Annotated in this window: 26 protein-coding genes; 9 read left to right on the top strand and 17 right to left on the bottom strand. The window is 69.1% G+C overall.

From position 1 onward, the window contains the following. Positions 1–9: 9 nt before the first annotated feature. Both fahA and hmgA read right to left on the bottom strand, forming a co-directional pair. A complete protein-coding gene (gene fahA, locus DMX10_RS06625; protein ID WP_111260354.1) occupies positions 10–1,305 on the bottom strand; it encodes a fumarylacetoacetase in 1,296 nt (431 codons plus the stop codon). Between the two features lie 3 nt (positions 1,306–1,308). After that, on the bottom strand, positions 1,309–2,601 hold the full coding sequence (gene hmgA, locus DMX10_RS06620; protein WP_111260353.1) for a homogentisate 1,2-dioxygenase: 1,293 nt from the start codon (positions 2,599–2,601) through the stop codon (positions 1,309–1,311). A gap of 102 nt (positions 2,602–2,703) precedes the next feature. On the opposite strand from hmgA, the gene DMX10_RS06615 reads away from it, so the two are divergent. Next, on the top strand, positions 2,704–3,492 hold the full coding sequence (locus DMX10_RS06615) for an IclR family transcriptional regulator (RefSeq protein ID WP_111260352.1): 789 nt from the start codon (positions 2,704–2,706) through the stop codon (positions 3,490–3,492). Positions 3,493–3,665: 173 nt separating this feature from the next. Here the strand turns inward: DMX10_RS06615 and hppD are convergent, their stop codons facing one another. The 6 genes from hppD to DMX10_RS06585 form a co-directional block, all read right to left on the bottom strand. Next, positions 3,666–4,742: a 4-hydroxyphenylpyruvate dioxygenase gene (gene hppD, locus DMX10_RS06610; RefSeq protein ID WP_111260351.1), complete on the bottom strand. Its 1,077-nt coding sequence runs from the start codon at positions 4,740–4,742 to the stop codon at positions 3,666–3,668. 164 nt (positions 4,743–4,906) lie between these two features. Then, positions 4,907–5,542, bottom strand: a complete 636-nt coding sequence (maiA, locus tag DMX10_RS06605; RefSeq protein WP_111260350.1) for a maleylacetoacetate isomerase — start codon at positions 5,540–5,542, stop codon at positions 4,907–4,909. Between the two features lie 258 nt (positions 5,543–5,800). Next, positions 5,801–7,117, bottom strand: a complete 1,317-nt coding sequence (locus DMX10_RS06600) for an MFS transporter (protein ID WP_111260349.1) — start codon at positions 7,115–7,117, stop codon at positions 5,801–5,803. 256 nt (positions 7,118–7,373) lie between these two features. Continuing rightward, positions 7,374–7,730: a hydroxyisourate hydrolase gene (locus DMX10_RS06595; protein WP_111260348.1), complete on the bottom strand. Its 357-nt coding sequence runs from the start codon at positions 7,728–7,730 to the stop codon at positions 7,374–7,376. Further along, the gene (locus tag DMX10_RS06590) at positions 7,727–8,233 is read right to left on the bottom strand and encodes a nucleoside deaminase (protein WP_111260347.1); all 507 of its coding nucleotides are present in this window, start codon (positions 8,231–8,233) and stop codon (positions 7,727–7,729) included. Before DMX10_RS06590 ends, DMX10_RS06595 begins: the two co-directional genes overlap by 4 nt. A gap of 39 nt (positions 8,234–8,272) precedes the next feature. Further along, on the bottom strand, positions 8,273–9,610 hold the full coding sequence (locus tag DMX10_RS06585; RefSeq protein WP_111260346.1) for a nucleobase:cation symporter-2 family protein: 1,338 nt from the start codon (positions 9,608–9,610) through the stop codon (positions 8,273–8,275). A gap of 157 nt (positions 9,611–9,767) precedes the next feature. Here DMX10_RS06585 and DMX10_RS06580 point away from each other — a divergent pair, with 157 nt between their 5' ends. After that, the gene (locus tag DMX10_RS06580) at positions 9,768–10,682 is read left to right on the top strand and encodes a LysR family transcriptional regulator (protein WP_111260345.1); all 915 of its coding nucleotides are present in this window, start codon (positions 9,768–9,770) and stop codon (positions 10,680–10,682) included. Between the two features lie 100 nt (positions 10,683–10,782). Here DMX10_RS06580 and DMX10_RS06575 read toward each other — a convergent pair whose 3' ends face one another. Further along, positions 10,783–11,415 (bottom strand): hypothetical protein, encoded by a 633-nt coding sequence (locus tag DMX10_RS06575; RefSeq protein WP_111260344.1) that lies wholly within the window; start codon positions 11,413–11,415, stop codon positions 10,783–10,785. A gap of 91 nt (positions 11,416–11,506) precedes the next feature. After that, positions 11,507–12,271, bottom strand: a complete 765-nt coding sequence (locus DMX10_RS06570) for a DUF2092 domain-containing protein (RefSeq protein WP_111260343.1) — start codon at positions 12,269–12,271, stop codon at positions 11,507–11,509. Between the two features lie 123 nt (positions 12,272–12,394). On the opposite strand from DMX10_RS06570, the gene DMX10_RS06565 reads away from it, so the two are divergent. Together DMX10_RS06565 and DMX10_RS06560 are read left to right on the top strand one after the other, a co-directional pair. Then, the gene (locus DMX10_RS06565; RefSeq protein ID WP_111260342.1) at positions 12,395–13,291 is read left to right on the top strand and encodes an alpha/beta fold hydrolase; all 897 of its coding nucleotides are present in this window, start codon (positions 12,395–12,397) and stop codon (positions 13,289–13,291) included. 73 nt (positions 13,292–13,364) lie between these two features. Beyond that, positions 13,365–13,961: a chalcone isomerase family protein gene (locus DMX10_RS06560; RefSeq protein WP_236204992.1), complete on the top strand. Its 597-nt coding sequence runs from the start codon at positions 13,365–13,367 to the stop codon at positions 13,959–13,961. Between the two features lie 7 nt (positions 13,962–13,968). Here the strand turns inward: DMX10_RS06560 and DMX10_RS06555 are convergent, their stop codons facing one another. From DMX10_RS06555 to DMX10_RS06540, 4 genes are read right to left on the bottom strand one after another with little or no spacing between them, the layout of a single operon-like run. Then, entirely contained in the window at positions 13,969–14,433 is a 465-nt protein-coding gene (locus DMX10_RS06555; RefSeq protein ID WP_111260341.1) for a DoxX family protein, read from the bottom strand. 15 nt (positions 14,434–14,448) lie between these two features. Next, a complete protein-coding gene (locus DMX10_RS06550; RefSeq protein ID WP_111260340.1) occupies positions 14,449–15,234 on the bottom strand; it encodes a DNA-binding domain-containing protein in 786 nt (261 codons plus the stop codon). Further along, complete coding sequence (locus DMX10_RS06545; RefSeq protein WP_111260339.1) at positions 15,231–16,070, bottom strand: DUF692 domain-containing protein; 840 nt, start codon at positions 16,068–16,070, stop codon at positions 15,231–15,233. The genes DMX10_RS06550 and DMX10_RS06545 overlap by 4 nt, the downstream gene beginning before the upstream one ends. Before the next feature lie 16 nt (positions 16,071–16,086). Further along, positions 16,087–16,359 (bottom strand): DUF2282 domain-containing protein, encoded by a 273-nt coding sequence (locus DMX10_RS06540; protein ID WP_021217973.1) that lies wholly within the window; start codon positions 16,357–16,359, stop codon positions 16,087–16,089. Positions 16,360–16,561: 202 nt separating this feature from the next. Here DMX10_RS06540 and DMX10_RS06535 point away from each other — a divergent pair, with 202 nt between their 5' ends. From DMX10_RS06535 to DMX10_RS06525, 3 genes are all read left to right on the top strand, one after another. Further along, a complete protein-coding gene (locus DMX10_RS06535) occupies positions 16,562–17,125 on the top strand; it encodes a sigma-70 family RNA polymerase sigma factor (protein WP_111260338.1) in 564 nt (187 codons plus the stop codon). Next, entirely contained in the window at positions 17,125–17,766 is a 642-nt protein-coding gene (locus DMX10_RS06530) for a DUF1109 domain-containing protein (RefSeq protein WP_111260337.1), read from the top strand. The genes DMX10_RS06535 and DMX10_RS06530 overlap by 1 nt, the downstream gene beginning before the upstream one ends. A gap of 82 nt (positions 17,767–17,848) precedes the next feature. Then, positions 17,849–18,451 (top strand): flavin reductase family protein, encoded by a 603-nt coding sequence (locus DMX10_RS06525; RefSeq protein WP_111260336.1) that lies wholly within the window; start codon positions 17,849–17,851, stop codon positions 18,449–18,451. A gap of 694 nt (positions 18,452–19,145) precedes the next feature. Here the strand turns inward: DMX10_RS06525 and DMX10_RS06520 are convergent. After that, positions 19,146–20,738 (bottom strand): malate:quinone oxidoreductase, encoded by a 1,593-nt coding sequence (locus DMX10_RS06520; RefSeq protein WP_111260335.1) that lies wholly within the window; start codon positions 20,736–20,738, stop codon positions 19,146–19,148. 391 nt (positions 20,739–21,129) lie between these two features. Next, the gene (locus DMX10_RS06515) at positions 21,130–22,386 is read right to left on the bottom strand and encodes an HD-GYP domain-containing protein (RefSeq protein WP_111260334.1); all 1,257 of its coding nucleotides are present in this window, start codon (positions 22,384–22,386) and stop codon (positions 21,130–21,132) included. Between the two features lie 240 nt (positions 22,387–22,626). On the opposite strand from DMX10_RS06515, the gene atzF reads away from it, so the two are divergent. Both atzF and DMX10_RS06505 read left to right on the top strand, forming a co-directional pair. Next, positions 22,627–24,441 carry an allophanate hydrolase gene (gene atzF, locus DMX10_RS06510; protein WP_111260333.1) on the top strand — a complete coding sequence of 605 codons (1,815 nt, stop codon included), beginning with the start codon at positions 22,627–22,629 and terminating at the stop codon, positions 24,439–24,441. Then, positions 24,438–25,169: a GntR family transcriptional regulator gene (locus tag DMX10_RS06505; RefSeq protein ID WP_371921679.1), complete on the top strand. Its 732-nt coding sequence runs from the start codon at positions 24,438–24,440 to the stop codon at positions 25,167–25,169. Before atzF ends, DMX10_RS06505 begins: the two co-directional genes overlap by 4 nt. Here DMX10_RS06505 and DMX10_RS06500 read toward each other — a convergent pair. Continuing rightward, positions 25,151–25,645: a DUF1543 domain-containing protein gene (locus tag DMX10_RS06500; RefSeq protein WP_111260331.1), complete on the bottom strand. Its 495-nt coding sequence runs from the start codon at positions 25,643–25,645 to the stop codon at positions 25,151–25,153. The two genes, DMX10_RS06505 and DMX10_RS06500, sit on opposite strands and share 19 nt — an antisense overlap. Positions 25,646–25,666: the final 21 nt, after the last annotated feature.

Here is a 25,666-nt window from a genome sequence, read left to right as displayed (position 1 = left end):
CGGGAGGGGTCAGAGCACCCGGCCGCGGCACTCGCCGAAGCCGATGCGGACACGGCCTTCGCCTTCGCACCAGGCGCGCAGGATCACCTCGTCGCCACTTTCCAGGAAGGTGCGCTGCTCGCCGCTGGCCAGCGACAACGGCTGCTTGCCGCCGAAGGTGCTCTCCAGCAGGCTGCCGAAGGCGTCGGCCTCGGGGCCGGACAGGGTGCCGGAGCCGAACAGGTCGCCCGGCTGCAGCTTGCAGCCGCCCACTGCGTGGTGCGCCACCAGTTGGGCCACGGTCCAGTACATGTGCTGGGTGTTGCTCAGGGCCAGGCGCTGCGGCTGCTGGCCGCGTTCGCGCATGGCGGCGGTCTGCAGCAGCACCTCCAGCCTGATGTCGAAGGCGCCACGGGCCTGGTCGTTGGCGTCCAGCAGGTAGGGCAGCGGTTGCGGGTCGCCTTCCGGGCGCGCGGGCTGGGCGGTACGGAAGGGCTCCAGGGCCTCGGCCGTCACCACCCAGGGCGAGACCGTGGTCGCGAAGTTCTTCGCCAGGAAGGGGCCCAGCGGCTGGTATTCCCAGGCCTGCAGGTCGCGTGCGGACCAGTCGTTGAGCAGGCAGTAGCCGGCGATGTGCTGCTCCGCCTCGCCAATGGCGATGGCCTCGCCCATGGCATTGCCCTGGCCGATCCAGATGCCCAGTTCCAGTTCGTAGTCCAGGCGCTTGCTGGGGCCGAAGTTCGGTACTTCGGCGCCCGGCGGCAGGGTCTGGCCATTGGGGCGGTGCACCGGGGTGCCGGAGACGCACACGGTGGACGCGCGGCCGTGGTAGCCGATGGGCACGTACTTGTAGTTGGGCAGCAGCGGGTTGTCCGGGCGGAACAGGCGACCGACGTTGTTGGCGTGGTGGATGCCCACGTAGAAGTCGGTGTAGTCGCCGATGCGTGCCGGCAGGTGCAGCTGGCAGTCGGCGGCGGCCGGTAGCAGCTCGGCGCCGAGGGCTTCGAGGCGCGCCTGGGCGGGGCTGCCTTCGGCGAGCAGCTCCTGCAGCTGGCGGCGCAGGGCGCGGCGGGCGTCGGCGCCGAGGGCGAAGAAGGCGTTGAGGTCTTCCCCGGCGGCGACGCGCGCGGCGTCCGCCGCTTCACCTTCGAACAGGCCGGTGGTGGTGGCGACCTTGAGGTCGAGAATCTGCTCGCCGATGGCCACGCCACCACGCGGGGTGCCGCCCACCGGGCTGAAGATGCCCAGGGGCAGGTTCTGCAGGGGGAAGTCGGGGTGGCCGTTGGCGGAGGCTATCCAGCTGCGGCGTTGGTCTATCTGGGTCATCGGTCAGTTCCTGCCATTGAAGGTCTTGGCCATGCCGTTCCAGCAGGCGTCGTAGTCGTTCTGCAGCTGCGGGCATTCGAGGGCATGGCGGCTCGGCCGCAGCACGCGGCCGGTTTCGAACATGAACGCCATGGTGTGATCGAGCTTGTGCGGCTTGAGTTCCGCGTTGATGGCGGCGCTGGTGCTGGCGTTGTCCGGGCCGTGGGCGCTCATGCAGTTGTGCAGCGAGGCACCGCCAGGGGTGAAGCCGCCGGCCTTGGCGTCGTAGGCGCCCTGGATCAGGCCCATGAACTCGTTCATCAGGTTGCGGTGGAACCACGGCGGGCGGAAGGTCTTCTCGGCCACCATCCAGCGCGGCGGGAAGATCACGAAGTCGACGTTGGCCATGCCGGGGGTGTCGCTGGGTGAGGTCAGCACGGTGAAGATCGACGGGTCCGGGTGGTCGTAGCTGACCGTGCCGATGGTGTTGAACAGGCGCAGGTCGTACTTGTAGGGCACGTTGTTGCCATGCCAGGCGACCACGTCCAGGGGCGAGTGGTCCAGCTCGGTGGCCCAGAGCTCGCCGAGGAACTTCTGCACCAGGGTCACGGGGGCGTCGATGTCCTCGAAATGCGCCACCGGGGCGAGGAAGTCACGCGGGTTGGCCAGGCCGTTGCTGCCGATGGGGCCGAGGTCGGGAATGCGCAGTGCGACGCCATGGTTCTCGCAGATGTAGCCCCGGGCGCTCTCATCCAGCAGCTCGACGCGGAACTTCATGCCACGCGGGATCACCGCGATCTCCAGGGGCTCCACGTCCAGCAGGCCCAGCTCGGTGGCCAGGCGCAGGCGGCCCTGTTCGGGGACGATCAGCCATTCGCCATCGGCGTTGAAGAACACGCGCTGCATGGAGGTGTTGGCGCGGTAGATGTGCACGCTGACACCGGACGCCTGCTCGGGGTCGGCGGTGGCGGCGATGGTCAGCAGGCCGTCGATGAAATCGGTGCGCTCGGCGGGGATGTCGTGGGCGTCCCAGCGCAGGCGGTTGGGTTCGACCGGACCCAGCTGGCGGCCGGGAATCTGCCGCTCCAGGCGCTGGAAGCGCGGGTGCGCGGCGGACGGGCGGATGCGGTACAGCCAGGTACGGCGGGCCTCGGCGCGGGGCACGGTGAAGGCGGTGCCGGAGAACTGCTCGGCATAGAGCCCGTAAGGCGCGCGCTGGGGCGAGTTCTGCCCGCTGGGCAGGGCGCCCGGCAGCGCTTCGCTGGTGAACTGGTTGTTGAAGCCGGATTGGTAGGCGAGGGGCAGCGAGGAGCTCATGAGAACCTCTGTGTTTTTTGTAATTGAATTACGGATAACGTAATTTGAAAGCCTGAGGGGGTCAAGCTATAACAGCGCCTCCATTGCCAACCGAGGTAGTAGATGGCCATCCAACGGGACGACGCCGAGGCGCCCAAGCGGCAGAAGGTGCAGGCGGCCGAAGTCGGCACCGACATTCTCAAGGGGCTCGCCGAACTGGCGCCGGCCACTTCCCTGTCACGCCTGGCGGAGCATGTCGGCATGCCGGCGGCCAAGGTCCACCGCTACCTGCAGGCGCTGATCGCCAGCGGCTTCGCCGAACAGGACGCCGCCACCAACCATTACGGCCTGGGACGTGAGGCGCTGTTCGTCGGCCTCGCCGCCATCGGCCGGCTGGATGTGGTGCGGGCCGCCACGCCGCAGCTGTCGGAGCTGCGCGATGCGCTCAACGAAACCTGCTTCCTCGCCGTCTGGGGCAACAAGGGGCCCACCGTGGTGCATGTCGAGCAACCGCTGCGCGCGGTGACCCTGGTCACCCGCGTGGGCTCCGTGCTGCCGCTGCTGGGCTCCTCCACCGGCCTGGTATTCGCCAGCTACCTGCCCGACGCCGAGACGGCGCCGCTGCGCGAGGAGGAGGCGAACCTGCCCGGCGTGCCCGATGCCAAGGCGCTGCGCAAGCAGATCGCCGAGATCCGCGCCAGCGGCCTGCACCACGTGCATGGGCTGCTGATGCCGGGGGTGAACGCGCTCTCCGCACCGGTGTTCGCTGTGGGTCAGCAGATCGCCGGGGTGGTCACCGTGGTCGGCGCCGCCAGCGGCTTCCAGGCCGAAGCCAGCGGCCGCGCGGCGCAGTTGCTGAAGCAGGCGGCCGAATCCATCACCGCGCGCATGGCGGGCATTCGTCCGGCTTGAGCATCTGCCCTGTTCAGTCCGTAGGATGGGTAGAGCGAAGCGAAACCCATGCGGTTGGCGCTGTGCGGTGGTAGTTCGCGGAGCTCGAGGGATGCCGCCCTACCCATCCTGGAGTCGCGGGTGATGCCCATGAAAAAGCCCGCTGATGCGGGCTTTTTCGTTGCGGCGGTGACTCACTCGGTGGCGAGCACGCCCCGGCGGATCTGGTCGCGTTCGATGGATTCGAACAGCGCCTTGAAGTTGCCCTCGCCGAAGCCATCGTCGCCCTTGCGCTGGATGAACTCGAAGAACACCGGGCCCATCAGGGTTTCCGAAAAGATCTGCAGCAGCAGGCGACGGTCGTTCGCATCGGCGGAGCCGTCGAGCAGGATGCCGCGGCTCTGCAGCTGCTCCACCGGCTCGCCGTGGTTGGGGATGCGCCCTTCGAGCATCTCGTAGTAGGTGGTCGGCGGGGCGGTCATGAAGCGCATGCCCAGGGCCTTGAGGTTGTCCCAGGTGCTGATCAGGTCGTCGGTGAGGAAGGCCACGTGCTGGATGCCCTCGCCGTTGAACTGCATGAGGAATTCCTCGATCTGCCCGGCGCCCTTGGAGGATTCCTCGTTGAGCGGGATGCGGATCATGCCGTCCGGCGCGGTCATGGCCTTGGAGGTCAGGCCGGTGTACTCGCCCTTGATGTCGAAGTAGCGGATCTCGCGGAAGTTGAACAGCTTCTCGTAGAAGTCCGCCCAGTAGGCCATGCGGCCGCGGTACACGTTGTGGGTGAGGTGGTCGATGATCTTCAGCCCCGCGCCCTTGGGGTTGCGGTCCACGCCCTCGATGAACTCGAAGTCGATGTCGTAGATGGACGAGCCCTCGCCGAAGCGGTCGATCAGGTACAGCGGCGCGCCGCCGATGCCCTTGATCGCCGGCAGGCGCAACTCCATCGGGCCGGTGGGGATCTCGATCGGCTGGGCGCCCAGCTCCAGGGCACGGGCGTAGGCCTGGTGCGCGTTCTTCACGCGGAAGGCCATGCCGCATACGGACGGGCCGTGTTCGGCGGCGAAATAGGACGCGAGGCTCTTGGGCTCGTTGTTGAGGATCAGGTTGATCTCGCCCTGGCGATACAGGTGCACGTCCTTGGAGCGGTGGGTAGCCACCTTGGTGAAGCCCATGCTGGCGAAGATCGGTTCCAGCAGGTTCGGCACGGGTGATGCCAGCTCGATGAATTCGAAGCCCATCAGGCCCATGGGGTTTTCAAAGATGTCGGCCATGTTCTGGCTCCTTGCAGTGGCGCGCGGCGGCGCCTGAATCGGATTAAAGTCGGTACGGCGGCGATTCAGGCGTGCGAGGGCGGCGCGCAGGAGACTCCGCGCACGCTGCGGGCGAGAAAATCGCCGATGGTGACTTTGAAACCGAGGGTCTGCATGTGCGCTCCTCAGGCCGGCTTGTCGGCCTGGGCGTCCGGGTGGGCGGTGCGGAAGGCCGGGTGCTCCAGGGCCAGGCGCTCGACCCTGAGAATACGCGGGTAGGGCGCCAGGTCCACGGCAAAGCGTCGGGCGGCGTAGAGCTGGGGCAGCAGATAGACGTCTGCCAGGCCCGGCTGGGCGCCGAAGCAGAAACCGTCGTCACCGATCAGTGCCTCGACGGCGGCCAGGCCTTCGTTGATCCAGTGGCCGATCCAGGCGCTCACGCCGTCCTCGTCGGTGCCCATCTTGCGCAGGCGGTTGAGCACCGCGACGTTGTGCAGCGGGTGGATATCGCAGCCGATCAGCGCGGCGACCTGGCGCTGGCGTGCACGCTGCAGCGCATCGCCCGGCAGCAGGGGCGGCTGCGGGTGGGTCTCTTCGAGGTATTCGATGATGGCGGGTGACTGGATCAGTACCTCGCCGGAGTCGGTGCGCAGGGCGGGGACGCGGCCCTGGGGGTTGATCGCGCGGTACTCCGGCTGGTGGTGCTCGCCGCCGTCGCGGATCAGGTTGACCGGTACGTGCCGGACCTCCAGCCCCTTCAGCGCGAGCGCGATGCGTACGCGGTAGGACGACGTGGAGCGGTAGTAGGTGTACAGGTCCATGGCAGGCACTCGCAGGGCAGCGCGTCGGTCGGCAGGCTCACCGCTGACGCTGTTGTTTTCATAATCTATTTACACTCTGCGTAATTTTTGACGCTGCGGCAAGTCCGGCGTTCGAATAATCCGCTCGCCTGGGGCATCCGGACGTTCGAGTCCCCAGGCGGGCGGGATGTTCCGCCGCCGCTCAGCGACAGGGCGCCAGCCTCGTGCGCGCGCCTGCGGGGCTGAGCACCGGCGGCCCGTGCCGGGTCGCGGCGGCTGTCATTCCGGCTGGTAGTCCAGGGAACGTCGGGACGACTCCGGCAGTGCCAGGCCACCGGCCAGCGCCAGCAGCGCAATGGCGATCAGGTAGAGGGCCGGTGACAGGCGGTCGCCGGTCTGCTCGATCAGCCAGGTCGCCACCAGCGGTGCGGTGCCCCCGAAGACCGTGTACGCCAGGTTGTAGGTGAATGCCGAGGCGGTGTAGCGCACCTGCGTCGGGAACTGTTCGGACAGCAGCACGGCCGTCACCACGCCACAGATCACCGCCCCCACCGCCAGCAGCATCGCCCCCAGCGCTGCGGCCAGCAGGCTGCCCGACGCGGCCAGCACGAAGGCGGGGTAGACCGCGACGATCAGGCAGGCGCACCCCGTGGCGATGGTGCGCCGACGCCCCACCCAGTCCGAATAGCGCCCCACCAGCGGGCACAGCAAGGCGGCGAACAGCAGGGCCATCAGGCTGGCGAGCAGGGCGGTCGGCCGCGAGGCACCGCCGACCACCTGCATGTAGGTGGTGAGGTAGGTGGTGAAGGTATAGAACGACAGCGCCGTGGCGGAAATGAAGGCCGACAGGCAGAGGATGGTGCGGCCATGCTCCTGCAGGGTTTCCTTCAACGGCGAGTGGGCGGCCTGCGGGGCCGCCGCCAGGGCACGGAACGCCGGCGACTCGTCCAGGTGCAGGCGCATGTACAGGCCGATCAGCCCCAGGGGAGCCGCGACCAGGAAGGGCACGCGCCAACCCCAGCCCTGCATCTGGGCCTCGGACAGCAGCAGCCCCATGCCGAACACGATGCCTGCGGCGGCGGCGAAGGCCATGAACGTCGACACCGGGACGAAGCTGCCGTACCGGGCCTTCTGCTCGGGAGGCGCGTGCTCCATGACGAACGCGCAGGCGCCGGCGTACTCCCCGCCGGCGGAAAAGCCCTGGATGCAGCGGGCCAGGGCCAGCAACAGCGGGGCGAGCAGGCCGATGGAGGCATAGGTCGGCAAGAGGCCGATCAGGGTGGTGGCCGCGGCCATCAGCAACACCGTGATGGCCAGGATGCGCTTGCGCCCGACCTTGTCCCCGAGGATGCCGAAGACGATCCCGCCCAGCGGGCGCAGGGCGAATGACACGGCAAACACGGCGAAGGTCTGCAGCAGCGCGAGGGAGGCATTGCCCGGTGGGAAGAACAGGCTGGCGAGGGTCACCGCGAGGAAACCGTACACGGCAAAGTCGAACCATTCGACGAAGTTGCCGATGGCCGAGGCGGCGATGACCTTGCGCAAGGTCGCCGGATCGACGGATGAGGTGGCGTGGGAAATATCCTGGATGGTCATGGTCGCTCCGAGCCTTCCGATGGTCACGGACGCATCCAGCCTGGGCCTTGGCGTCCTCCTGCCGGCAACCTACCGAGCCTGCCCGCGACCTGGCCCCCCGGATGCGACCCGCAGCCAGCCGACAGCGACACCGGAGCGACCCTGCCCGGTTCCTGCCGCAGCCGGTGCGACCGGGCCGATGGCGGGCATTTCCGTGCCTGCACCCGCAGGGGCACAAGCACGGAACTGCCGGCTTGGGGCCCGGCGCAGGCCGGGCTCAGGCACCGCCCCGGAAGCAGGAGACGCCCCAGGCGGTGAGCTTGAAGGGCAGGTGGTAGTGCTGCCCCGTATCGGCGATGCCGAAGCGGTAGACCAGCAGGTCGAGGAAGGCCGGCTCGGGTAGGACCATGCCCTGGGCGCGGTAGAAGTCCGCCACCTGCAGGCTGACTTCGTAGACACCTGCGCTGCAGCGCCCGGCTTCGTCGGCCAGCCCGGCGAGCAGGCCGTCAGCGCCGATGCGCCCGGCGTGGATCAGCTCGCGACGCTCGCCTTCCAGGCGCTCCACCTGCAGCTCCAGCCCTTCGGCGACGCAGCCACGGGCCACGTCCACGACATGAATGGAAAGGCCCTTCACGTCCAGAAGCCCTCGTGGGGCGCCGCCGCTTCGTGTTCCAGCATCGGCCCCAGCACCGTGACCTGGCGCTGGCCCCGGGCGAACACCTCGCGGCAGGGCAGGGAGAAGGTCGGGTTCTCCGGGTGGGCCCCGGTCAGCCCCAGCAGCGCGTGCTCCGAGAGGGCATAGACCACCCGCCCGACACCGGTCCAGTACACCGCACCGGCGCACATGCAGCAGGGCTCGGCACTGGTGTAGAGGGTGCATCCGGCCAGCTCCTCCGGGCCCAGCAGGCGCGCGGCCTCGGCCACCGCCACCAGTTCGGCGTGCTGGGTCGGGTCGCCTTCAGGTGGCATCGAGTTGTTGCCGGCACGGGCGATCACCTTGCCGTCGCGGTCGGCCACCAGGGCGGCGAAGGGATGGCGGCCGCGCTGGCGCGATTCCCGGGAAAGGCGGATGGACTCGCGCAGCAGCTCCAGGTCGAGCTCGGTGACCCCGGCAGGGACCAGTTGGGTGAAGGTCATGGGTGACTCCTTGGCAGTGGGTGCGCAGGGCGCGGGAAATCAGTCGGCGAGGTCGGCCGCACTTTGGGCGTGCGGCTCGCTGTGCGCGCGGCCGTTGAGCAGCAGGTTGAGGACGATGGCGGTGATGGCGCCGAGGAAGATGCCGCTCTCCAGCACCAGCTTCAGGGCGCCATGGGCATGGGCGAAGAGGGCGGGGAAGGACATCGGCAGCACGCCGACGCTCACCGAGACGGCGACCACGATGGCGTTGCGCGTGCCTTCGAAGCGCACCCGCGACAGCTCCTGGATGCCCGCCACGGTCGTCATGCCGAACATCACGATGGCGCCGCCGCCGAGCACCGGCGTCGGCACGGCAGCGATCAGCGCGCCGAGCTTGGGGAACAGGCCCATCAGCACCATGATCCCGCCGGCCGCGGTCACCACGAAGCGGCTCTTGACCTGCGACAGGGCGATCAGCCCGGTGTTCTGGGTGAAGGCGTTGTAGGGGAAGCTGTTGAACAGCCCGCCGATCACCGTCGACAGGCCGTCCGCGCGGAAGGCGTTGCCCAGGGTGCGTGCATCGATCGACCTGCCGGTGAGCTGGCCGATGGCGAGGCAGTTGCCGGTGGTCTCGGCCATGATCACCAGCATCGCCAGGGTCATGATCAGGATCGGCGTCAGCGAGAACTGCGGCGCGCCGAAGGCCATGGGGGCGGAGAGTTCGAACCAGGCCGCCTCGCCGACACGGCTGAAGTCGGTCATGCCGCATGCCGCCGCCAGCAGGCTGCCCAGCAGCAGGCCGATGAGCACGGCGAGGTTGCCGATGAAGCCGGAAAAGCGCGCGTACACCACCAGGGTGATGGCCACGGTGGCCAGGCCCAGCAAGAGGTTGGCCGGGGCGCCGAAATCCGCCGCGCCGGGGTTGCCGCCGCCGAGCCAGATGGCGGCGGCAGGCATCAGCGAGATGCCGATGATGGTGATCAGGCTGCCGATCACCACCGGTGGGAAGAAGCGCAACAGGCGGCTGAACACCGGCGCCAGGGCGATGGTGATGGCACCGGCGGCGATCACCGCGCCGAACACCTGGGGCAGGCCAAACTCCTTGCCGATCATGATCATCGGCGCCAGGGCGATGAACGAGCAGGCCTGTACCAGCGGCAGGCGCGCGCCGAATTTCCAGAAGCCCAGGGTCTGGACCAGCGTGGCGATGCCGGAGGTGAGCAGGTTGGCGTTGATCAGCAGGACGATCTGCGCATTGCTCAGGCCCAGGGCGCTGCCGAGGATCAGCGGCACCGCCACTGCACCGGCGTAGAGCACCAGCACGTGTTGCAGGCCATAGGTGAGGAGCTGTCGCACCGGCAGAAGCTGGTCGACGGGATGGGGCGTGGGGTGGCTCATGGGGGCGTTCTCCTGAAGGTGCAACGTTTCTTGTTATGGGATTCGGGTTGCCCAGCGTTTCGAGGAGGCAGTGCTGGCTCGCCCGCATCTTCAGGGGCTTGCTGGCGATGGATCAAATGAATAACCATCGTCTTCATCGATGGTTGGAGGGTGTGCGATGCGGTTTTCTCTCGATCAACTGCAGGTGTTCGTCGCCGTGGTGCAGGCCGGGTCCTTCTCGGCGGCGGCGCGGCACCTGGGGCGCACCCAGTCCACCGTCAGCGCCGCCATCGCCAACCTGGAGGCCGACCTGGGCGTCGAGCTGTTCGACCGCTCCACGCGCATTCCCGGCCTCACCGCCGCTGGCCAGAAACTGCAGCTGGAGGCCGAGGCCGTGCTGGAGCGCTGCCTGGCGTTGCAGGGCCATGCCGACAGCCTGGCGGGTGAGACCGAAGCCCACCTCACCCTCGCCATCGAGGTGCCCTACAGCACGGTCATGCCGGTGCTGTGCGAGTTCGAGCAGGCCTTTCCCCATGTCGACCTGATCGTCCGCCACCCGCACAGCGGCGATGTCGCCGGCATGCTCCAGCGCGGCGAGGTGGAACTGGGCATCGCCTTCTCCCAGCCGGAATACCCGCGCGAACTGGAGTTCCAGCAGATGGGCAAGCTGGTGATGGTCCACGTCACCCACCCCGGACATCCGCTGGCCCAACGCGGCGAGGTCGGCTTCGCCGACCTGCACGCCCACCGCCGCCTGGCCTTCAGCGCCCACGCCAGCAAGCTGCCCAGCAGCGAATACCTGCGCGCCACGCGCCTGTGGCAGGCGGAGAGCTACATGGCCCTGGTGGAAATGGTCCGCGCCGGCCTCGGCTGGGCGACCCTACCGCGCCAGCTCGTGCGCCGCGAGCTGGCCGCCGGCGAGCTGGTGGAGCTGCAGCTCGCCGCCTACCCCTTCACCGACTGGCTGGTGGGCGTCGACCTGCTCTGGCAGCGCCGCCACGGGCGCGGCCAGGCGCAACGCTGGCTGCGCGAGCGGCTGATGCGCAACAAGGTGTTCGAGCTGGACAGCCAGGGCCGGGCGACGACCCTGTGAAGTGTGTGGCAGCCCGGTTCAGCGAGGGGCGCGGGTGCGGTGGGCGTCCCGGGCTGAAGCCCGGGCTACGGGGCTCGCGCCGTGCGATCAGACCACTGCTTCAAAGCGGCTCCCCAGCCGAGCTGCCCGCAATCTCCTCGATCATCGCCTTGGCCGCCGCCTCGCTGTCCACCGAGGCGGGCGCGGAGACGCGGAACTTGAGCATGCTCTCGCCCAGTTCGAACAGGTAGAGCGAGGAGCGGATCGGTTGCACTTCGCCGGCGAAGGGCTCGACGAATTCGAAGTCCGCGCGCAGGCCGGTGATGGCCTGGCCTCGGTAGTCCAGGGTCACCGGTTGCTCGCCGACCAGCTTGCCGGTCTTGTGGAGGGCGAGGATTTCCTGCTTCTGCTGTTGCTGGTGGTTGAGCACCAGTTGGTGCCGGGCTGCTGCGCTGACATCCGCCGGTGAGCCGAACGAGCTGACCTGCGGCGCCGGGTAGACATAGGCGTTGAGGATGACGGGCTGGGCGATCAGCTCGGAGTTGTAGGCCACCATGATGTGCCGGGCCTGCTCGTCGAAGCGCAGGATCCGGGTGCGGAGGAAGATGCCGGAGGTGGTCGGGAAGACGATGCCGGTGCCGTCGTGCCGGTAAGGGCCGGCGGCCGGGATGTCCTGGGGCAGGAACGGGCTGCTCTGGCCGGTCTGGCAGCCCGACAGGCCGAGGGCCAGCAGCAGGGCGATCAGGTATTTCAATGGGACGCTCCTTGTCGGGACGCCTCGGCGGGAGGGCGTCGGGCGGCAGAAATTACCGTATGGCCTGTGGGCAGTCCATGGCGGGTCGTGCTTATCGCGGCGTGCCGTCCACCCCCGCCTGCAACTCCAGCAATGGCACCGGCTTCGCGCCCTCGGGCGGGGTGAAGACGAAGTCGGTGGGGCCGACCATGGGCAGGGTGTCCCACTGGTAGGTCACGCTGTGGCGCGGGCGCTCGGGTTGGTCGAGGCGGGTCAGCACCCTCTTGCAGGGCAAGGGCTCGTCGCCCTGGCGCAGCCAAAGCTGCCAGTCCAGCCCTGGCTGGCGGTAGGCGTAGTGTTCGCAGCTCTGGTCGCCGACCTGCTCGGTGCCAACGTGCAGGGCGCTGCCAATGCCTACTCGCTGGGCGGTGTCCGGGCCCCATTGGATGAGATCGGCCAGCGGCAGCTGGATGCCGTAGCGCTCGCCCAGCAGGGCCAGCAGTTCCTCCTGGCTGGTGGGTGCCACCTCCCGGCCGAAGTAGCCCTGGCGGCTGTCGTAGAGGGTGAACTGCTGGCCGTCGTAGAACAGGCTGCGCTGGTAATCGGGGCTCGTCATCTGCACGCGCAGCTTGTCCGGCGCGCTCACCAGCAGTTGGGTGCGGGCATGCACCACCAGCGCCTGGCCGTTTTCCAGCAACTGGTCGCTGTCGCTTTCGGCGTCTATGGCGTACTGCTGCAGACCGCGCAGGTATTCGCCCATCCTCACCAGGGCGGCGAGGGCGCCGGGGTCGGGGGCGTCTTCCTCGGCGGCCAGGGCGGTGCAGGTGACGAGGGCGAGGGCCAGGACGAGCAAGGGGCGCTGGAGAGAGGCGGGCATGGCGGGTGACCTCGATGCGAGGCTGTCGATGGTCGTTAGGTTCCAGGGCTGCGGAGTTGGTTCCGGCCGGCGGTTCGGCGGCGGCTGGCTAAGCTGTCCCGATCATCGAAGAAGGAGCACGGCATGACCGCAAGGGAGATCCACAAGGTCCGCACACCCAGCCTGGCGCTGGCCTATGAGGAGCATGGCGCGGGGGATGAGGTGGTGATCCTGCTCCACGGCTTCCCCTATTCGCCGCGCGCTTACGACGCCGTGGCACCGGCCCTGGCCGCGCAGGGAATGCGGGTGCTGGTGCCGTACCTGCGCGGCTACGGCCCCGGCCGTTTTCTTTCCGGCGACACCCCGCGCTCCGGCCAGCAGGCGGCCCTGGGACGTGACCTGCTGGACTTCATGGACGCGCTGGCGATCCCGCGCGCGACCCTGGTGGGCTACGACTGGGGCGGGCGCGCGGCGTGCATCGTCGCCGCGCTCTGGCCGCAGCGGGTGAGGGCGCTGGTGACGGGGGACGGCTACAACATCCAGGACATCGCCGCCTCGGGCATGCCGGCAGCCCCGGAGCAGGAGTTCCGCTACTGGTATCAGTTCTACTTCCACACGCCGCGCGGGCACCTGGGGCTGGAGGCGAACCGCCGTGCACTGTGCCGCCTGCTCTGGCAGCTGTGGTCACCCACCTGGCGCTTCGACGAGACGACCTACGCCGCGACGGCGGAGGCCTTCGACAACCCGGACTTCGTCGAGGTGGTGATCCACTCCTACCGCCATCGCTATGGCTACGCCCCGGGCGACCCGGCGCTGGAGTCCATCGAGCGGCAGCTGGCGGCGCAGCCGGCCATCGGCGTGCCGAGCCTCTCCCTTTGCGGCCTGGACGACGGCGTCGGCCCGCCAACGGAGGAAGACGAGGACGCTGCGCATTTCACCGGCCCCTACCAGCGCCGGCTGCTGCCCGGCGTCGGCCACAACATCCCCCAGGAGGCGCCGGATGATGTGGTCGCTGCGGTGCTGGAGCTGTTGCGACGCTAGGTTGGCCGCGAACGGAATATTGCAACCTGGCCGCAGGAGACTGCTCGTATCCACGTCCCAGGAGCAGCCAACCGTGACCATCCACTTCTTCTCGCCATGCCACCTTCTGGTGGCCGCGCTCATCGGCCTGCTGGGCCTGCCGCAGGCCCTGGCCGATACCTGGCACGAGGCCGTGCCCAACGCGCGTCTGGTGGGCAGCGGCGCCTTCAGCGCCTACGGCTTCCACATCTACGACGCCAGGCTGTGGGCCACCGAGGCGGGGCTTGGCGAGGACCGTCCCTTCGCCCTGGAGCTGACCTACCGGCGCTCCATCAGCCGCGAGACCCTGGTGGAGGCCAGCCTCGACGACCTGCAACGGCTCGGCGGCGAGGCGGTGGATGCGGCCAGGCTGAGCGCCTGGCAGGCGGAGATGGAGCGTGCCTTCGTCGATGTCGCGCCCGGGCAGCGCATCACCGGCGTCTACCTGCCCGGCGTCGGTGGGCGCCTCTATGTGGACGGGCGCCCGCCCCACGAGGTTCGCGACCCGCTGTTCGCGCGGACCTTCTTCGGCATCTGGCTGGATGCCCGCACCCAGGACCCGGAGCTGCGCGAGCAGTTGCTCGGCGGCCTGCGCCCACCCTTCGAGCCCGGTGCGGCGGTGGCCACCGAGTGCTGCAGGGTGCAGCCCTAGCGGCCGGTCAGCGCATGCCCAGCCGGCTGTCCAGCGACCAGGCGCCCGCGCCGCGCCCGACGAGCAGCAGCAGGAGGCCGGCCCAGCTGAGGTGGGTGGACCAGGCATCGGGGTAGACGAACACCTGGATCACCAGCGTCATGCCCAGCAGCGCCAGGGCCGAGAGGCGGGTGCACAGGCCCAGCACCAGCAGCAACGGGAACAGGTGCTCGGCATAGGTGGCCAGGTGTGCGGCCAGCTCCGGCGGCAGCAGGGGCAGGGCGTACTCGCTGCGGAACAGCTCGTAGGTGCTGTCGGTGATGGTCAGCACCCCCTCCACCTTGGTGCGTCCGGAGAGGAAGAACACCCCGGCGATGCCCAGGCGTGCCACCAGCAACAGCAACGCATCGGGGAGCAGGGCGTGCAGGCGCGCAGCCAGGCTGCGCGGGGCCACGGGGCCGGCCGTGATCGGGTGGGCATGCGGGGTATCCATGGGGCGGTGCTCCGGTCAGGTGTCGCTTGGGGCGAGCAGTGAGGTGAAGGCGCCGGCCGCCAGCAGGCGGCCGAGCAGGTCGATGAAATCGAGAGCCGGTTCGGCGGCCAGGGCCAGGCCACTGGCCTGGTCCAGCGACTGGCCCTGGGCGCAGGCGTCGAGGAAGGCGCAGCCGCCCGGGCCCAGTGCCTGCCAGGTCACCTGGCCGCCGCTGCGGCCCAGCAAGGCGCCTTCGCCGCGCCACTCCAGGGTGTCGGGCAGGGGCTGCTCCTCGCGCTGGTGGCGCCAGATGCTGTAGGCCGGCATGTCGGTGCACCAGAACCAGCGCAGTGCCGGTCTCGGGCGCAGGCACAGGGCGCCCAGTGCTTCAGGGGCGAGGTCGGCGATATCGCCGAGCGCGAGCGATGGCCGCTCCGCTGCGGCGAAGACCTCCACCCAGAGACGGTCCAGCCGCGCCACCGCGCCCAGGTAGGGCAGCTCGCGGGCCGGCTCGAAGGCCTCGAGGAAGTCGGCGAAACCCTGGCCGTACTCCAGCAACTGCACCGAGGTCGGCGGCGATTGGCGTGCGTACAGCGCCGCCGCGGCACCGAACCAGTCGACGCCCACCAGGAGCTCCACAGCCGGGAAGTTGGCCCGCAGGGCGTCCACGCAGCCCTTCGCCAGGGTGTTGCGGTAGAGGTCGAAACCGGCCTGGCGGGCAAGCTCGGCCACCAGTCGGCTTTCCGCGCTGTCGCTGGCCAGGGGAGCGCCACGGGCCGCCGCGATGAAGGCGTCCTGGAAGGCGCCGAGGGACAGCGTCATGGCCGCACCTCCCAGCCATCCAGCACGGCCTGGGCGATGTCGCGCTCGGCCAGCAGCTCGGCGAACGGGGGGATGTGGTCGTCGCGCTCGATCAGGGTCGGGCGCGGGCCGATGCGTCCGATCAGGCGCCGGTAAAGGGCCCACACGGCCTCGTCGATGGGCGCGTCGTGGGAATCCACCAGCAGCCCGCTACCGCCCCCGTCGTGGCTGTGCCCGGCCAGGTGCAGCTCGAGGATGGCCTCGGCGGGGAAGGCGTCCACGTAGCCGACCGGGTCGAAATCCAGGTTGTGCGCGCTCACCTGCACGTTGTTCAGGTCCAGCAGCAACCCGCAGCCGCTGCGCCGGCTGAGTTCGGCGAGGAAGTCCATCTCCGGGTACCGGTGGCCGTCCATGCGCAGGTAGTGGCTGGGGTTTTCGATGGCGATGCGCCGCCCCAGGGCGTCCTGGGTACGGGCGATGTTGTCGGTGATGCGGACCAGCGCCGCCTCGGTACGGGGGAAGGGCAGCAGGTCCGGGTTGTAGGCACCGCGCCAGGTGGACCAGGCGAGGTGCTCGGATATGAGGGCCGGCCGTACCCGGTCCGCCAGGGCGCGCAGGCGCCGCAGGTGGGCCGGGTCGGGCGGGCAATCCGCCGCCAGGGACCGCCAAACCCCGTGCAGCGACGGCGGGTGGCGTGCGCCCATGGCCTGCAGCCAGTCCAGGCGCGGGCCGCCGTCGACCATGTAGTTCTCCGGGTGCACTTCGAACCACAAGCCCGTTGCCGTGCAGGCGTGGGCCTGTTCGTAGTGCTCGGGCTTGAGGCCCAGTCCGGCGCCCAGCGGCGCGTGGCGTTGCATGGTCGACGGCCGTCGGTCAGGACTTGATCGGGGTCAGCGAGCCCATGCCGTTGGGCGTCTTGATCGAGGTGCAGGTGCCGGCGGGTACGTTCTTCCAGGCGTCGCCCTGGTAGTCCTTCTTCGAGGTGCCCGCGCAGCTGGTGCCGGCGCCGGCCTTGCAGTCGTTCTGCCCGGCCATTGCCACGCCGTAGCACTTCTCCATGGCGCCGGGCTTGGCGTCGGCGGCGACGGCACCACCGGCGAGGGTGGCGAGGGCGAGGGCGGCGGCGGTGAGGGCGATGTTGTTCATGTCGTATCTCCAGATTCCATTGAGGGTGGCGACCGGTGTTTCACCGGTGGCTCGATGGGTAGTTCGCCGGCACTTCGCATCCGGTTACAGCCTGCCGAAATTTTTTTGAGATTTTTTTCGCCGCGCCCTAACGTGTGTCGCCCGAAGCGCGGCGGATGCCGACGGCGGGAGAATTTCATCCGGGGTGTAACCAGGACGGTCGATGAAGCGAACTAGTGACCAAGAGGCGCTCGAAGCACGGGAAGCCGGATTGCAAGCCCTGCTGCTCAAGGGGCTGGCGGGTGAGGCGGCCGCGTACCGGGATTTTCTCGGCCAGCTCGGCGCGCACCTGCGGGCCTTCCTGATGCGTCGCCTGCGGCAGCCGAGCGATTGCGAGGACCTGGTGCAGGAGGTGCTGCTGGCTGTGCACAACGCCCGCCACACCTACCGTGCCGACCAGCCGGTGACGGCCTGGGTACAGGCCATCGCGCGCTACAAGCTGGCTGACCACTTCCGCGCCCGTGGCCGGCGCGAGGCATTGCACGACCCGCTGGACGAGGAAGGCCTGTTCGACGAGGCCGACGCGCAGCCAGGCGAGGCCAGTCGTGACCTGGGGCGCTTGCTGGAGCGGCTGCCCGACAAGCAGCGCCTGCCGATCATCCACGTGAAGCTGGAAGGCCTTTCGGTGGAGGAAACCGCCCGGCTCACCGGGCTTTCCAGTTCTGCCGTCAAGGTCGGCATACACCGCGGGCTCAAGGTGCTCGCGGACATGATTCGAGGTAAGTGATGAAGACCGATGACCTGATTACGATGCTCGCCAGCGACAACCCGACGGTGCCGCTGCTCCATTCGACCCAGCGTTTCGTCCTGGCGCTCGGCTGCGGCCTGTTGGGGGCGCTGCTGCTCATGGCCTGTTTCTTCGGCGCGCGCAAGGACCTGGCCGAGGTGGCCGCCACTCCCCTGTTCTGGGCCAAGGTGGCGTTGCCGGCGGCCTTGGTGCTGGGCGCGCTATGGGCCGCCGGCCGGCTGGCGCGGCCTGGCGTGGCGGTGGGCTCGCGCTGGGCGGCCATCGCCGCGCCCGTGATGCTGGTGTGGGGGGCGAGCCTGGTGCTGCTGGCGGCGCTGCCCGCCGGGGACAGGCTGGCGGTCGTGCTCGGCAGTACGTGGCGGACCTGCCCGCTGAACATCGCCCTGCTCTCGGTACCGGCCTTCATCGCGGTGAACTGGGCTCTTCGCGGCCTCGCACCCACCCGGCTGCGCCTCGCCGGGGCCGCCGGCGGCCTGCTCGCCGGAGCGCTGGCGACGCTGGTCTACTGCCTGCACTGCCCGGAAATGGCGGTGCCGTTCTGGGGTGTCTGGTACGTGCTGGGCATGGCGCTGCCGACCCTGGCCGGCTGGCTGCTGGGGCCGCGCCTGCTGCGCTGGTGAGCCGGCACAGCCGGGCTTGCTCTCCGGCTTCGCCCTGGTGCAGGCTGCGCCGTCCCCTTTCGCAGCCTTCCGGAGCCCTGCCATGTCCGTCGATCACCGCCGTCCCGTTCCGCTGGCCAAGGCCTATCGCCTGATCAACCACGGCCCCACCGTGCTGGTCAGCGCCGCCCACGAGGGCAAGCGCAACGTCATGGCGGCCGCCTGGGCGATGGCCCTGGATTTCGAGCCGCCCAAGGTCTCCGTGGTGCTCGACAAGTCCACCTGGACCCGCCGCCTGCTGGAAGCCTCCGGCAGCTTCGTGCTCAATGTGCCGGCGCGCTGCCAGGTCGACCTGGTGCAGACGGTCGGTTCCAGCTCCGGGCAGACCCTCGACGAGGCGGGGCGCGACAAGTTCGACGCCTATGGCATCGCCACCTTCCCCGGCGCACAGGTGCCGGCGCCGCTGGTGGAAGGTTGCGTGGCCTGGCTGGAATGCCGCCTGCTGCCAGAGCCGCACATCCAGGAGCGCTATGACCTGTTCCTCGGCGAAGTGGTGGCCGCCTGGGCCGATGCGCGGGTGTTCAGCGACGGCCGCTGGCATTTCGAGGGGCATGACGAACTGCGCACCCTGCACCATGTGGCGGGCGGGCATTACCTGGTGATAGGCGAGGGCGTCGGCGGGAAGGAGTTGCCGCTCAAGGGGTGAGGGCTTCCCGTTAGGTGTGGGAGCGGTTTCAACCGCGAAAGACGTTGCGCAGGCACTCGGCTGCGAATGGCCAGGTAGCCCATTCGCGAATGAATTGGCTCTGTCTGCGTTAAGTGTTGCTAGAAGAATTGAGCACAGCTGATTGCCGAGCTCTGGTGATGTTTCTGGTTTCGCCCCCCCCCGGGCGAGTCTCTTTTGGCGGTCGTCGGGGTGCCGAACCACCCAAAAGAAACCAAAAGGGCTTGCCCCATCATCCGGCCCCGGCTTCGCCGGGGTTCCCTCACTCCATCGTCGTTACTCGCTACGCTCGCCCTTCGGGCCGCACTGAAGTGCGTTCGCCGCAAGCGTCGTCTGGGGGCCGGCGCGATGTGCCATCCATGGCCTGGCGCGCCTCTCGCGGCATCCATGCCGCTCGTCCCCCGGCGCAACGACTGCGTTCGGCCTCCTGGAGGGGCGTTGGCGGCTGCTCCAACTTTCTTCGTCCAGCGCATCGCCACGTGGTGCGCACGGGCTTTCGTAGGATGGTGTAGAGCGAAGCGAAACCCATGCGGTGGGGGTGGCACGAACCCTTGGGCGCCCGGAAAGGGCCGAGCTTGAGGGCTTGCATTAAAACCACAACAGCTAACGCCGACAGAGCCAATGAATTCGCTCCCGCAAGGGGAGACGCCCCACCCGTGAGGGCGGGGCGCTTGCATCACTCGGCGGCTGCGGCCGGGGCGCTTTCCTCGGGCTGGACGGGGATGAAGTCCAGCTGCAGGCGCTCATGGCTCCAGGCGCGGGTGGCGTTGGTCAGCTCGAGGTCATCGTTCAGCTTGCGGCCGTAGGAGGGGATGATCGCCTTCAGGCGGGTCTGCCAGGCGTCGCTCTTCATCTTCTCGGGGAAGGTCTTCTCCAGCACGCTGAGCATGATCGGCGCGGCGGTGGAAGCACCCGGGGAGGCGCCCAGCAGCGCGGCGATGGAGCCGTCGGCGGCACTCACCACTTCGGTGCCGAACTGCAGCACGCCGCCCTTCTCGGCGTCCTTCTTGATCACCTGCACGCGCTGGCCGGCCTGGATCAGCTCCCAGTCGGCGTCCCGGGCATCGGGGAAGTACTCGCGCAGGGCGTTCATGCGGTCGTCCTGGTCGAGCATGAGCTGGCCGATCAGGTACTGGCTGAGGTCCATGTTGTCGATGCCGGCGTTGGTCATCGGGCCGATGTTGCCGGTGGTGATGGCGCTGAACATGTCCATGTGCGAGCCGTTCTTGAGGAACTTGGTGGAGAAGGTGGCGAAGGGGCCGAACAGCAGCACCTCCTGGCCATCGACCACGCGGGTGTCCAGGTGCGGCACCGACATGGGCGGCGAGCCGACCGAGGCCTTGCCGTAGAGCTTGGCGTGGTGGCGCGCGACGATGTCCGGGTTGCGGGTCATCAGGAAGGAGCCGCCCACCGGGAAGCCGGCGTAGCCGTCGGCCTCGGGGATGCCGGATTTCTGCAGCAGCTTGAGGGCACCGCCGCCGGCACCGATGAACACGAAGCGGGCATTGACCGCGCGCTCCTCGCCACCCTTGGCCAGGTCGGCGACCACCACTTTCCAGGTGCCGTCTTCGTTGCGCACGATGTCGCGCACTTCATGGCCGAGGTTGAGCTTGAAGTTGGGCGACTCGGACAGCGAGCCGAACAGCTGGCGGGTGATCTCGCCGAAGTTGACGTCGGTGCCGATGGGCATGCGGGTGGCGGCGATCTTCTGGTCCTGGGCGCGGTTCTCCATCACCAGGGGCACCCACTGGGCGATCTGCGCGTGGTCCTCGCTGTACTGCATGCCGCGGAACAGCGGGCTGTGCTGCAGGGCCGCGTGGCGCTTCTTCAGGTAGGCGACGTTGTCGTCGCCCCAGACGAAGCTCATGTGCGGCACGGTGTTGATGAAGGCGCGGGGGTTCTTCAGCACGCCCTGGTCGATCTGGTAGGCCCAGAACTGCTTGGAGATCTCGAAGGATTCATTGATCGCCACGGCCTTGCTGATGTCGATGCCGCCGTCGGCGGTCTCGGGGGTGTAGTTCAGCTCGCAGAAGGCGGAGTGGCCGGTGCCGGCGTTGTTCAGGGCGTTGGAGCTTTCCTCGGCGACCTGGTCCAGGCGCTCGAAGGTCTCGATCGTCCAGTCGGGCTCCAGCTCGTGCAGGTAGGTGCCGAGGCTGGCGCTCATGATGCCGCCGCCGATCAGCAGCACGTCCAGGGGTTTCTCGGAGGAGTCGGGCTGGGAGCAGCCCATGACGCTCAGGCACAGGAGCGCCAGCAGTAGTTTCTTCATATACCAACCGTCCAGATTTCGAGCATGGCCTGCCGCCCCGGGGGCACGCGGATCGACGGTTCCCGGCCAGGGTGGCGGGAGTGACGTCTTCCTGGGCTGGCGGCCCTGCATTCTTCGTGGCCGGGGCGTGTGCGGCGCCCCGGTCAGGCGCCTCGGCGCCCTGCATCCGGTAGCTGTTCGCCACCGTGGGCGGCCAGTAGAGCAAGGAGCGTGCCTGCAGGCCGCAAGCCAGGCGCTGCGCGGCTCATGGCAGCCGGGAGGCTGCTTGTAGTGGCGGGAGTCCGCCATTACAGGGGGTGGGAGCGGAGGCTCTGGGCGGAATTTCGCCCGTCCGGCCGTGGCCGGGCGCCGCGCGTGCGCCGTACCAACAATCTGCGATCGCAGGCATTGTTCAGCCCCGGGTGCGCGGGTCCACGTAGTAGGTCACCTGCTGGCGCGGGTCGAGGTACTCCAGGGCCTCCGGCGGAACCTGGGCGGGGCGGACGCTGCGGGCGATGGCGATCGACGCGTCGTGCTCGAGGTTGGCGATCAGCGCTTCCTCCTTCGGCACCTTGGGGTCGAAGAGGATCAGCGTCGGCTTCAGCGGCAGCGTCGGGTGCATGCCCAGCACCAGGCCGTAGCGATCGTCCTGCAACTGCACCAGGCTGCCCGGCGGGTAGACGCCCATGCAGCGGATGAAGGCCTTGAGCATCACCTCGTCGAAGCGCTGGCGGTACTGCCCGTACATGCGCGACAGGGCCTCGTGGGGGCTGAGGCCGTCGCGCGGGTTGAGCGGGTTGCACAGGTTGTCGAAGTGGTTGGTGATGCACACCACCCGGCTCAGGCGGCCGATGCCGGCCTCGTGCAGCTGCCGGGGGTAGCCGCTGCCGTCGCAGTGCTCGTGGTGCTCGTGGATGATCCGCTGCACCTCGTCGTCGAGCATCAGCTGCTGGCTGCGGCGCAGGCCGAAGTCGGTGTGCATCTGCAGCAGTTGCTGCTCGGGGCGGGTCAGCGGCTCGGGCTTGAGCAGCACCTTGCTGGGCACGTCCATCTTGCCGATGTCGTGGAGCAGGGCGCCGAGGCCGAGGCTGTGGCAGGCCTCGCTGTCGTAGCCGAGCTGGCGGCCGAGCATCACCGACAGCACGGTGACGTTCAGCGAGTGGAAGTAGGCGTCTTCGGCGGGCTTGCCGTTGATGCTGTGCAGGGCGGCGCCATCTTCGCCGAGTACCGAGGCCACCAGGTCGCCGACCACCTGGCCGGCCTGCTTCAAGGCTTCTTCGGGCTGGCTGCGCAGGGTCTGGTTGAGCTGCTTCACCTGCTGGCTGGCGTGGATGAACTTGCGGTCCACCTCCGCCAGGCGCTTGCGCAGCTTGCTGAGCTTGACCACCCGTTCCTGGCGGGCGATGTCCTCGGGGCTGGGCGCGGGCGCTGCGGGTTCCTGGGAGGCCGGCGGGGCTTCGGGTTCCAGGTCCAGGGGCTCGCAATCACTGCGTGCCGGGTCGTAGCGCAGGCGCTTGAGGCCCAGCTCGCGCAGCGCCCTGATCTGCGCTTCATCCTTGATCTTGAAGTTGCTGAAGGTGAAATCGTGCTCCCACCAGCCCAGTTCGAGCTGGATGTAGAGGCCGACGCAAAGCTGGTCCGGCGTGATGTAGGAGGGGGCTGCGGTCATTCCGTTGCTCGGGTACTGGCTAAGTGATGGCAGTCTAGCGGTTTGCCTCCGCCGGGGCAGCCCCGTCGCACGTTGGGCGATGGGCACCAAAAACATGCAGGATTGCACCGGATTATGGCGCGGGCATGGCTCGATCCTTCCCTGTCTCGTTCCAATGGCCCGGTTTCACGGGGTTCAGCATAGTTGGTCCGCGGGTTGCAGGGCTGCCGCCACAACTTGGATACAAGATGGAGCCCTCCGATGCAGACCCCCGACCGGCAACCCCAAGGCTGGACCCTCGATGACTGGCGCGATGCCTACGCCAGCGAGCGGATCACCCCGCAGATCCTCTTCGAATGGCTGCAGGGCCTGCGTGGCGAGGACCCCGCCTGGATCGTGCTGGCCAGCGATGCGCAGCTCGCTGAGCGGCTGGCGACCCTGGCGACGCAGCTGGCGGCCGTTGGCGGCGATCGCAGCCGTCTGCCGCTGTACGGGGTGCCCTTCGCCATCAAGGACAACATCGACGCCGCCGGCTGGCGCACCAGCGCGGCCTGCCCCGCGTTCGCCTACCTGGCCGAAGAGGACGCCACCGTGGTCGCGCGCCTGCAGGCGGCCGGGGCGGTGCTGGTCGGCAAGACCAACCTCGACCAGTTCGCCACCGGCCTGGTGGGCACCCGCTCGCCCTTCGGCGCGGTGCCCAACGCCTTCGATGCCGATTACGTCAGCGGCGGGTCCAGCTCCGGGTCCGCCTCGGTGGTGGCGCGGGGCCTGGTGGCGTTCTCCCTCGGCACCGACACCGCCGGTTCCGGCCGGGTGCCGGCCGGTTTCAACAATATCGTCGGCCTCAAGCCGACAAAGGGCTGGCTCTCCACCCACGGGCTGGTGCCGGCGTGCCGCACCCTGGACTGCATCTCGGTGTTCGCCCTGACGGTGGCGGACGCCGAATGCGTCGCCGATATCGCCGGCGGTTTCGATGCGGCGGACGCCTATTCGCGGCGCAACCCCCAGCGCGCGCCGGTGGCCATCGGTGCCAGGCCGCGCCTGGCGGTGCCGCAGCCGTTGGAGTTCTTCGGCGATACCGGCAACCAGGCGGTGTTCGAGCGTGCCCTGGAGCACCTGGCCGGGCTCGGGGCGGAGCTGGTGCCCATCGACTTCACACCCTTCCGCGAGCTGGCCGAGCAGCTCTACCAGGGGGCCTGGGTGGCCGAGCGCACCGTGGCGCTGGCGGGGATGCTGGAGCGCGCCCCGGAAGCGATCAACCCGGTGGTGCGCGGTATCGTCGCCAACGGCCTGGGCTACAGCGCCTGCGACGCCTACCGCGCGGAATACCGCCGCGCCGAACTGGCGCGGTGCATCGAGCGGGCCCTGGAGGGCTTCGACGCGCTGGTGGTGCCCACCTCGCCGACCCTGCGCACGCTGGCGCAGATGGAGGCGGAACCGGTGCTCTACAACAGCCAGTTCGGCACCTACACCAACTTCACCAACCTCGCCGACCTCAGCGCCCTGGCGCTGCCGGCGGGGTTCCGCGACGACGGCTTGCCGGCCGGCATCACCCTGATCGCCCCGGCCTGGCACGACCGGGCCCTGGCGTCCCTGGGCAAGCGCTGGCAGGCGAGCCTCGGCCTGCCCCTGGGCGCCACCGGTCGCCCCCTGGCGCCTGCCGCCGCGGCCACCCAGGCGCCCGGCAGCGTGCGCGTGGCGGTGGTGGGCGCGCACCTCACCGGCATGCCGCTGAATGCCCAGCTCACCACCCGCGACGCGGTGCTGGTGGAGCAGACGCTGACCGCACCGACCTACCGCCTCCACGCGCTGCCCGGCTCGGTGCCTCCCAAACCGGGGCTGGCTCGCGCCGCCGAAGGCGCGTCGATCATCGTCGAGCTGTGGGACATCCCCCTGGCGCGCTTCGGCGAGTTCGTCGCCGAGATCCCGCCGCCGCTGGGCATCGGCAACCTGCAGCTGGAGGACGGGCGCTGGGTCAAGGGTTTCATCTGCGAGCCCTGGGCGCTGGCCGACGCCGAGGACATCACCGCCTTCGGTGGCTGGCGCGCCTACATCGCCAGCCGCACGCCGGCCTGAGGCGCGTGGAGGTTGCGCAAGGGCGCGCCGGTCGCCCGCAAAGCCTGGTGGACGGCATCTACCAGCGGCTCAAGGAGGACATCTCCGAATTCCGCCTGTTGCCCGGCGACCGCTTCAGCGAAGGCGAGGTGGCCGGGCGCATGGCGGCCAGCCGTACACCGGTGCGCCAGGCCCTGTACCGGCTCGAGCGCGAGGGCTACCTGGAGGTGCATTTCCGCAGCGGCTGGCAGGTCAGGCCCTTCGACTTCGAGCGCTTCGAGGCGCTCTACGATCTGCGCATCGTCCTCGAACTGGCAGCGGTGGAGCGCCTGTGCCGGCGTGCCGGCGAGCGGCCGGGCCCGCTGGCCGGGCTCTGCCGCACCTGGCAGGTGGAGGAGGGCGAGCGCCTGGTCGATGGCCGTGCGGTGGCGGAGCTCGACGAGGCCTTCCACTGCCAGCTGGTGGCCGCCGCCGGCAATGCCGAGATGGCCCGCGTGCACCGCGAACTGAGCGAGCGCATCCGCATCGTCCGGCGCCTGGATTTCACCCAGGCGCAGCGGGTGGCGGCGACCTACGAGGAGCACGGGCAGATCCTCGCCGCCATGCTCGACGGGCGTTGCGCGGCGGCGCAGCAGCTACTGCGCGAGCACGTGGAGCGGAGCAAGGCACAGGTGCGCGGCATCACCCAGCAGCGCCTGTGGGCGGCCCGCCAGCGCGAGGCGGCGGCCGGTCAGGACAGGATGACGTAGTCGCTGCGCTGGGTGATGCCCCGGTGCTCGCCCTCGACCAGCTGCACGTAGCGGCCGTCCACCTGGTCGATGGGGATGCAGTCGTCCACGTCCAGCAGGGCGTCGGTGTGGGGCTTGTCCCAGTTCGCCAGCATGCGTCGCTTGCCCTTCTCCTTGGCTTCGGCCTTGTCCCGCGCCACCACCAGCAGGTAGCGGTGGGCTTCGCCGAAGGCACCGGGCTCGTAGCCGCCGAGGTTGATGAAGAACAGTCGCGGTGCGCCGGCGGCGGGAGCGCTGGCCCCCAGGCTGACGCGGTAGCCGTCGACGCCTTCGATGGCCATCCAGGAGTCGATGTGCAGGCCGGCGGGGCTGCCGAACCATTCCTGGCGCAATTGCGGGTGGGTTTCCTCGATGGTGTCGGCGAAGGCGAACACCACGTCATGGACTTCGATCTTGGCCCGGGGGTGTTTGCCCCCGAGCATCACGACGAACAGCATTATCGGTCCTGGCAGGTCGGT

The sequence above is a fragment of the Pseudomonas sp. 57B-090624 genome, from assembly GCF_003234055.1.
GTDB lineage: Bacteria > Pseudomonadota > Gammaproteobacteria > Pseudomonadales > Pseudomonadaceae > Metapseudomonas > Metapseudomonas tohonis.
Note: the sequence above shows the minus strand (reverse complement) of the source record. Positions and strands in the feature narration are given on the sequence as shown.

Coding starts and splice junctions, on each gene's coding strand:
- fahA (WP_111260354.1), bottom strand. CDS start 1,305: ATGACCCAGATAGACCAACGCCGCAGCTGGATAGCCTCCGCCAACGGC.
- hmgA (WP_111260353.1), bottom strand. CDS start 2,601: ATGAGCTCCTCGCTGCCCCTCGCCTACCAATCCGGCTTCAACAACCAG.
- DMX10_RS06615 (WP_111260352.1), top strand. CDS start 2,704: ATGGCCATCCAACGGGACGACGCCGAGGCGCCCAAGCGGCAGAAGGTG.
- hppD (WP_111260351.1), bottom strand. CDS start 4,742: ATGGCCGACATCTTTGAAAACCCCATGGGCCTGATGGGCTTCGAATTC.
- maiA (WP_111260350.1), bottom strand. CDS start 5,542: ATGGACCTGTACACCTACTACCGCTCCACGTCGTCCTACCGCGTACGC.
- DMX10_RS06600 (WP_111260349.1), bottom strand. CDS start 7,117: ATGACCATCCAGGATATTTCCCACGCCACCTCATCCGTCGATCCGGCG.
- DMX10_RS06590 (WP_111260347.1), bottom strand. CDS start 8,233: ATGACCTTCACCCAACTGGTCCCTGCCGGGGTCACCGAGCTCGACCTG.
- DMX10_RS06585 (WP_111260346.1), bottom strand. CDS start 9,610: ATGAGCCACCCCACGCCCCATCCCGTCGACCAGCTTCTGCCGGTGCGA.
- DMX10_RS06580 (WP_111260345.1), top strand. CDS start 9,768: ATGCGGTTTTCTCTCGATCAACTGCAGGTGTTCGTCGCCGTGGTGCAG.
- DMX10_RS06570 (WP_111260343.1), bottom strand. CDS start 12,271: ATGCCCGCCTCTCTCCAGCGCCCCTTGCTCGTCCTGGCCCTCGCCCTC.
- DMX10_RS06565 (WP_111260342.1), top strand. CDS start 12,395: ATGACCGCAAGGGAGATCCACAAGGTCCGCACACCCAGCCTGGCGCTG.
- DMX10_RS06555 (WP_111260341.1), bottom strand. CDS start 14,433: ATGGATACCCCGCATGCCCACCCGATCACGGCCGGCCCCGTGGCCCCG.
- DMX10_RS06550 (WP_111260340.1), bottom strand. CDS start 15,234: ATGACGCTGTCCCTCGGCGCCTTCCAGGACGCCTTCATCGCGGCGGCC.
- DMX10_RS06545 (WP_111260339.1), bottom strand. CDS start 16,070: ATGCAACGCCACGCGCCGCTGGGCGCCGGACTGGGCCTCAAGCCCGAG.
- DMX10_RS06540 (WP_021217973.1), bottom strand. CDS start 16,359: ATGAACAACATCGCCCTCACCGCCGCCGCCCTCGCCCTCGCCACCCTC.
- DMX10_RS06535 (WP_111260338.1), top strand. CDS start 16,562: ATGAAGCGAACTAGTGACCAAGAGGCGCTCGAAGCACGGGAAGCCGGA.
- DMX10_RS06530 (WP_111260337.1), top strand. CDS start 17,125: ATGAAGACCGATGACCTGATTACGATGCTCGCCAGCGACAACCCGACG.
- DMX10_RS06525 (WP_111260336.1), top strand. CDS start 17,849: ATGTCCGTCGATCACCGCCGTCCCGTTCCGCTGGCCAAGGCCTATCGC.
- DMX10_RS06520 (WP_111260335.1), bottom strand. CDS start 20,738: ATGAAGAAACTACTGCTGGCGCTCCTGTGCCTGAGCGTCATGGGCTGC.
- DMX10_RS06515 (WP_111260334.1), bottom strand. CDS start 22,386: ATGACCGCAGCCCCCTCCTACATCACGCCGGACCAGCTTTGCGTCGGC.
- atzF (WP_111260333.1), top strand. CDS start 22,627: ATGCAGACCCCCGACCGGCAACCCCAAGGCTGGACCCTCGATGACTGG.
- DMX10_RS06500 (WP_111260331.1), bottom strand. CDS start 25,645: ATGCTGTTCGTCGTGATGCTCGGGGGCAAACACCCCCGGGCCAAGATC.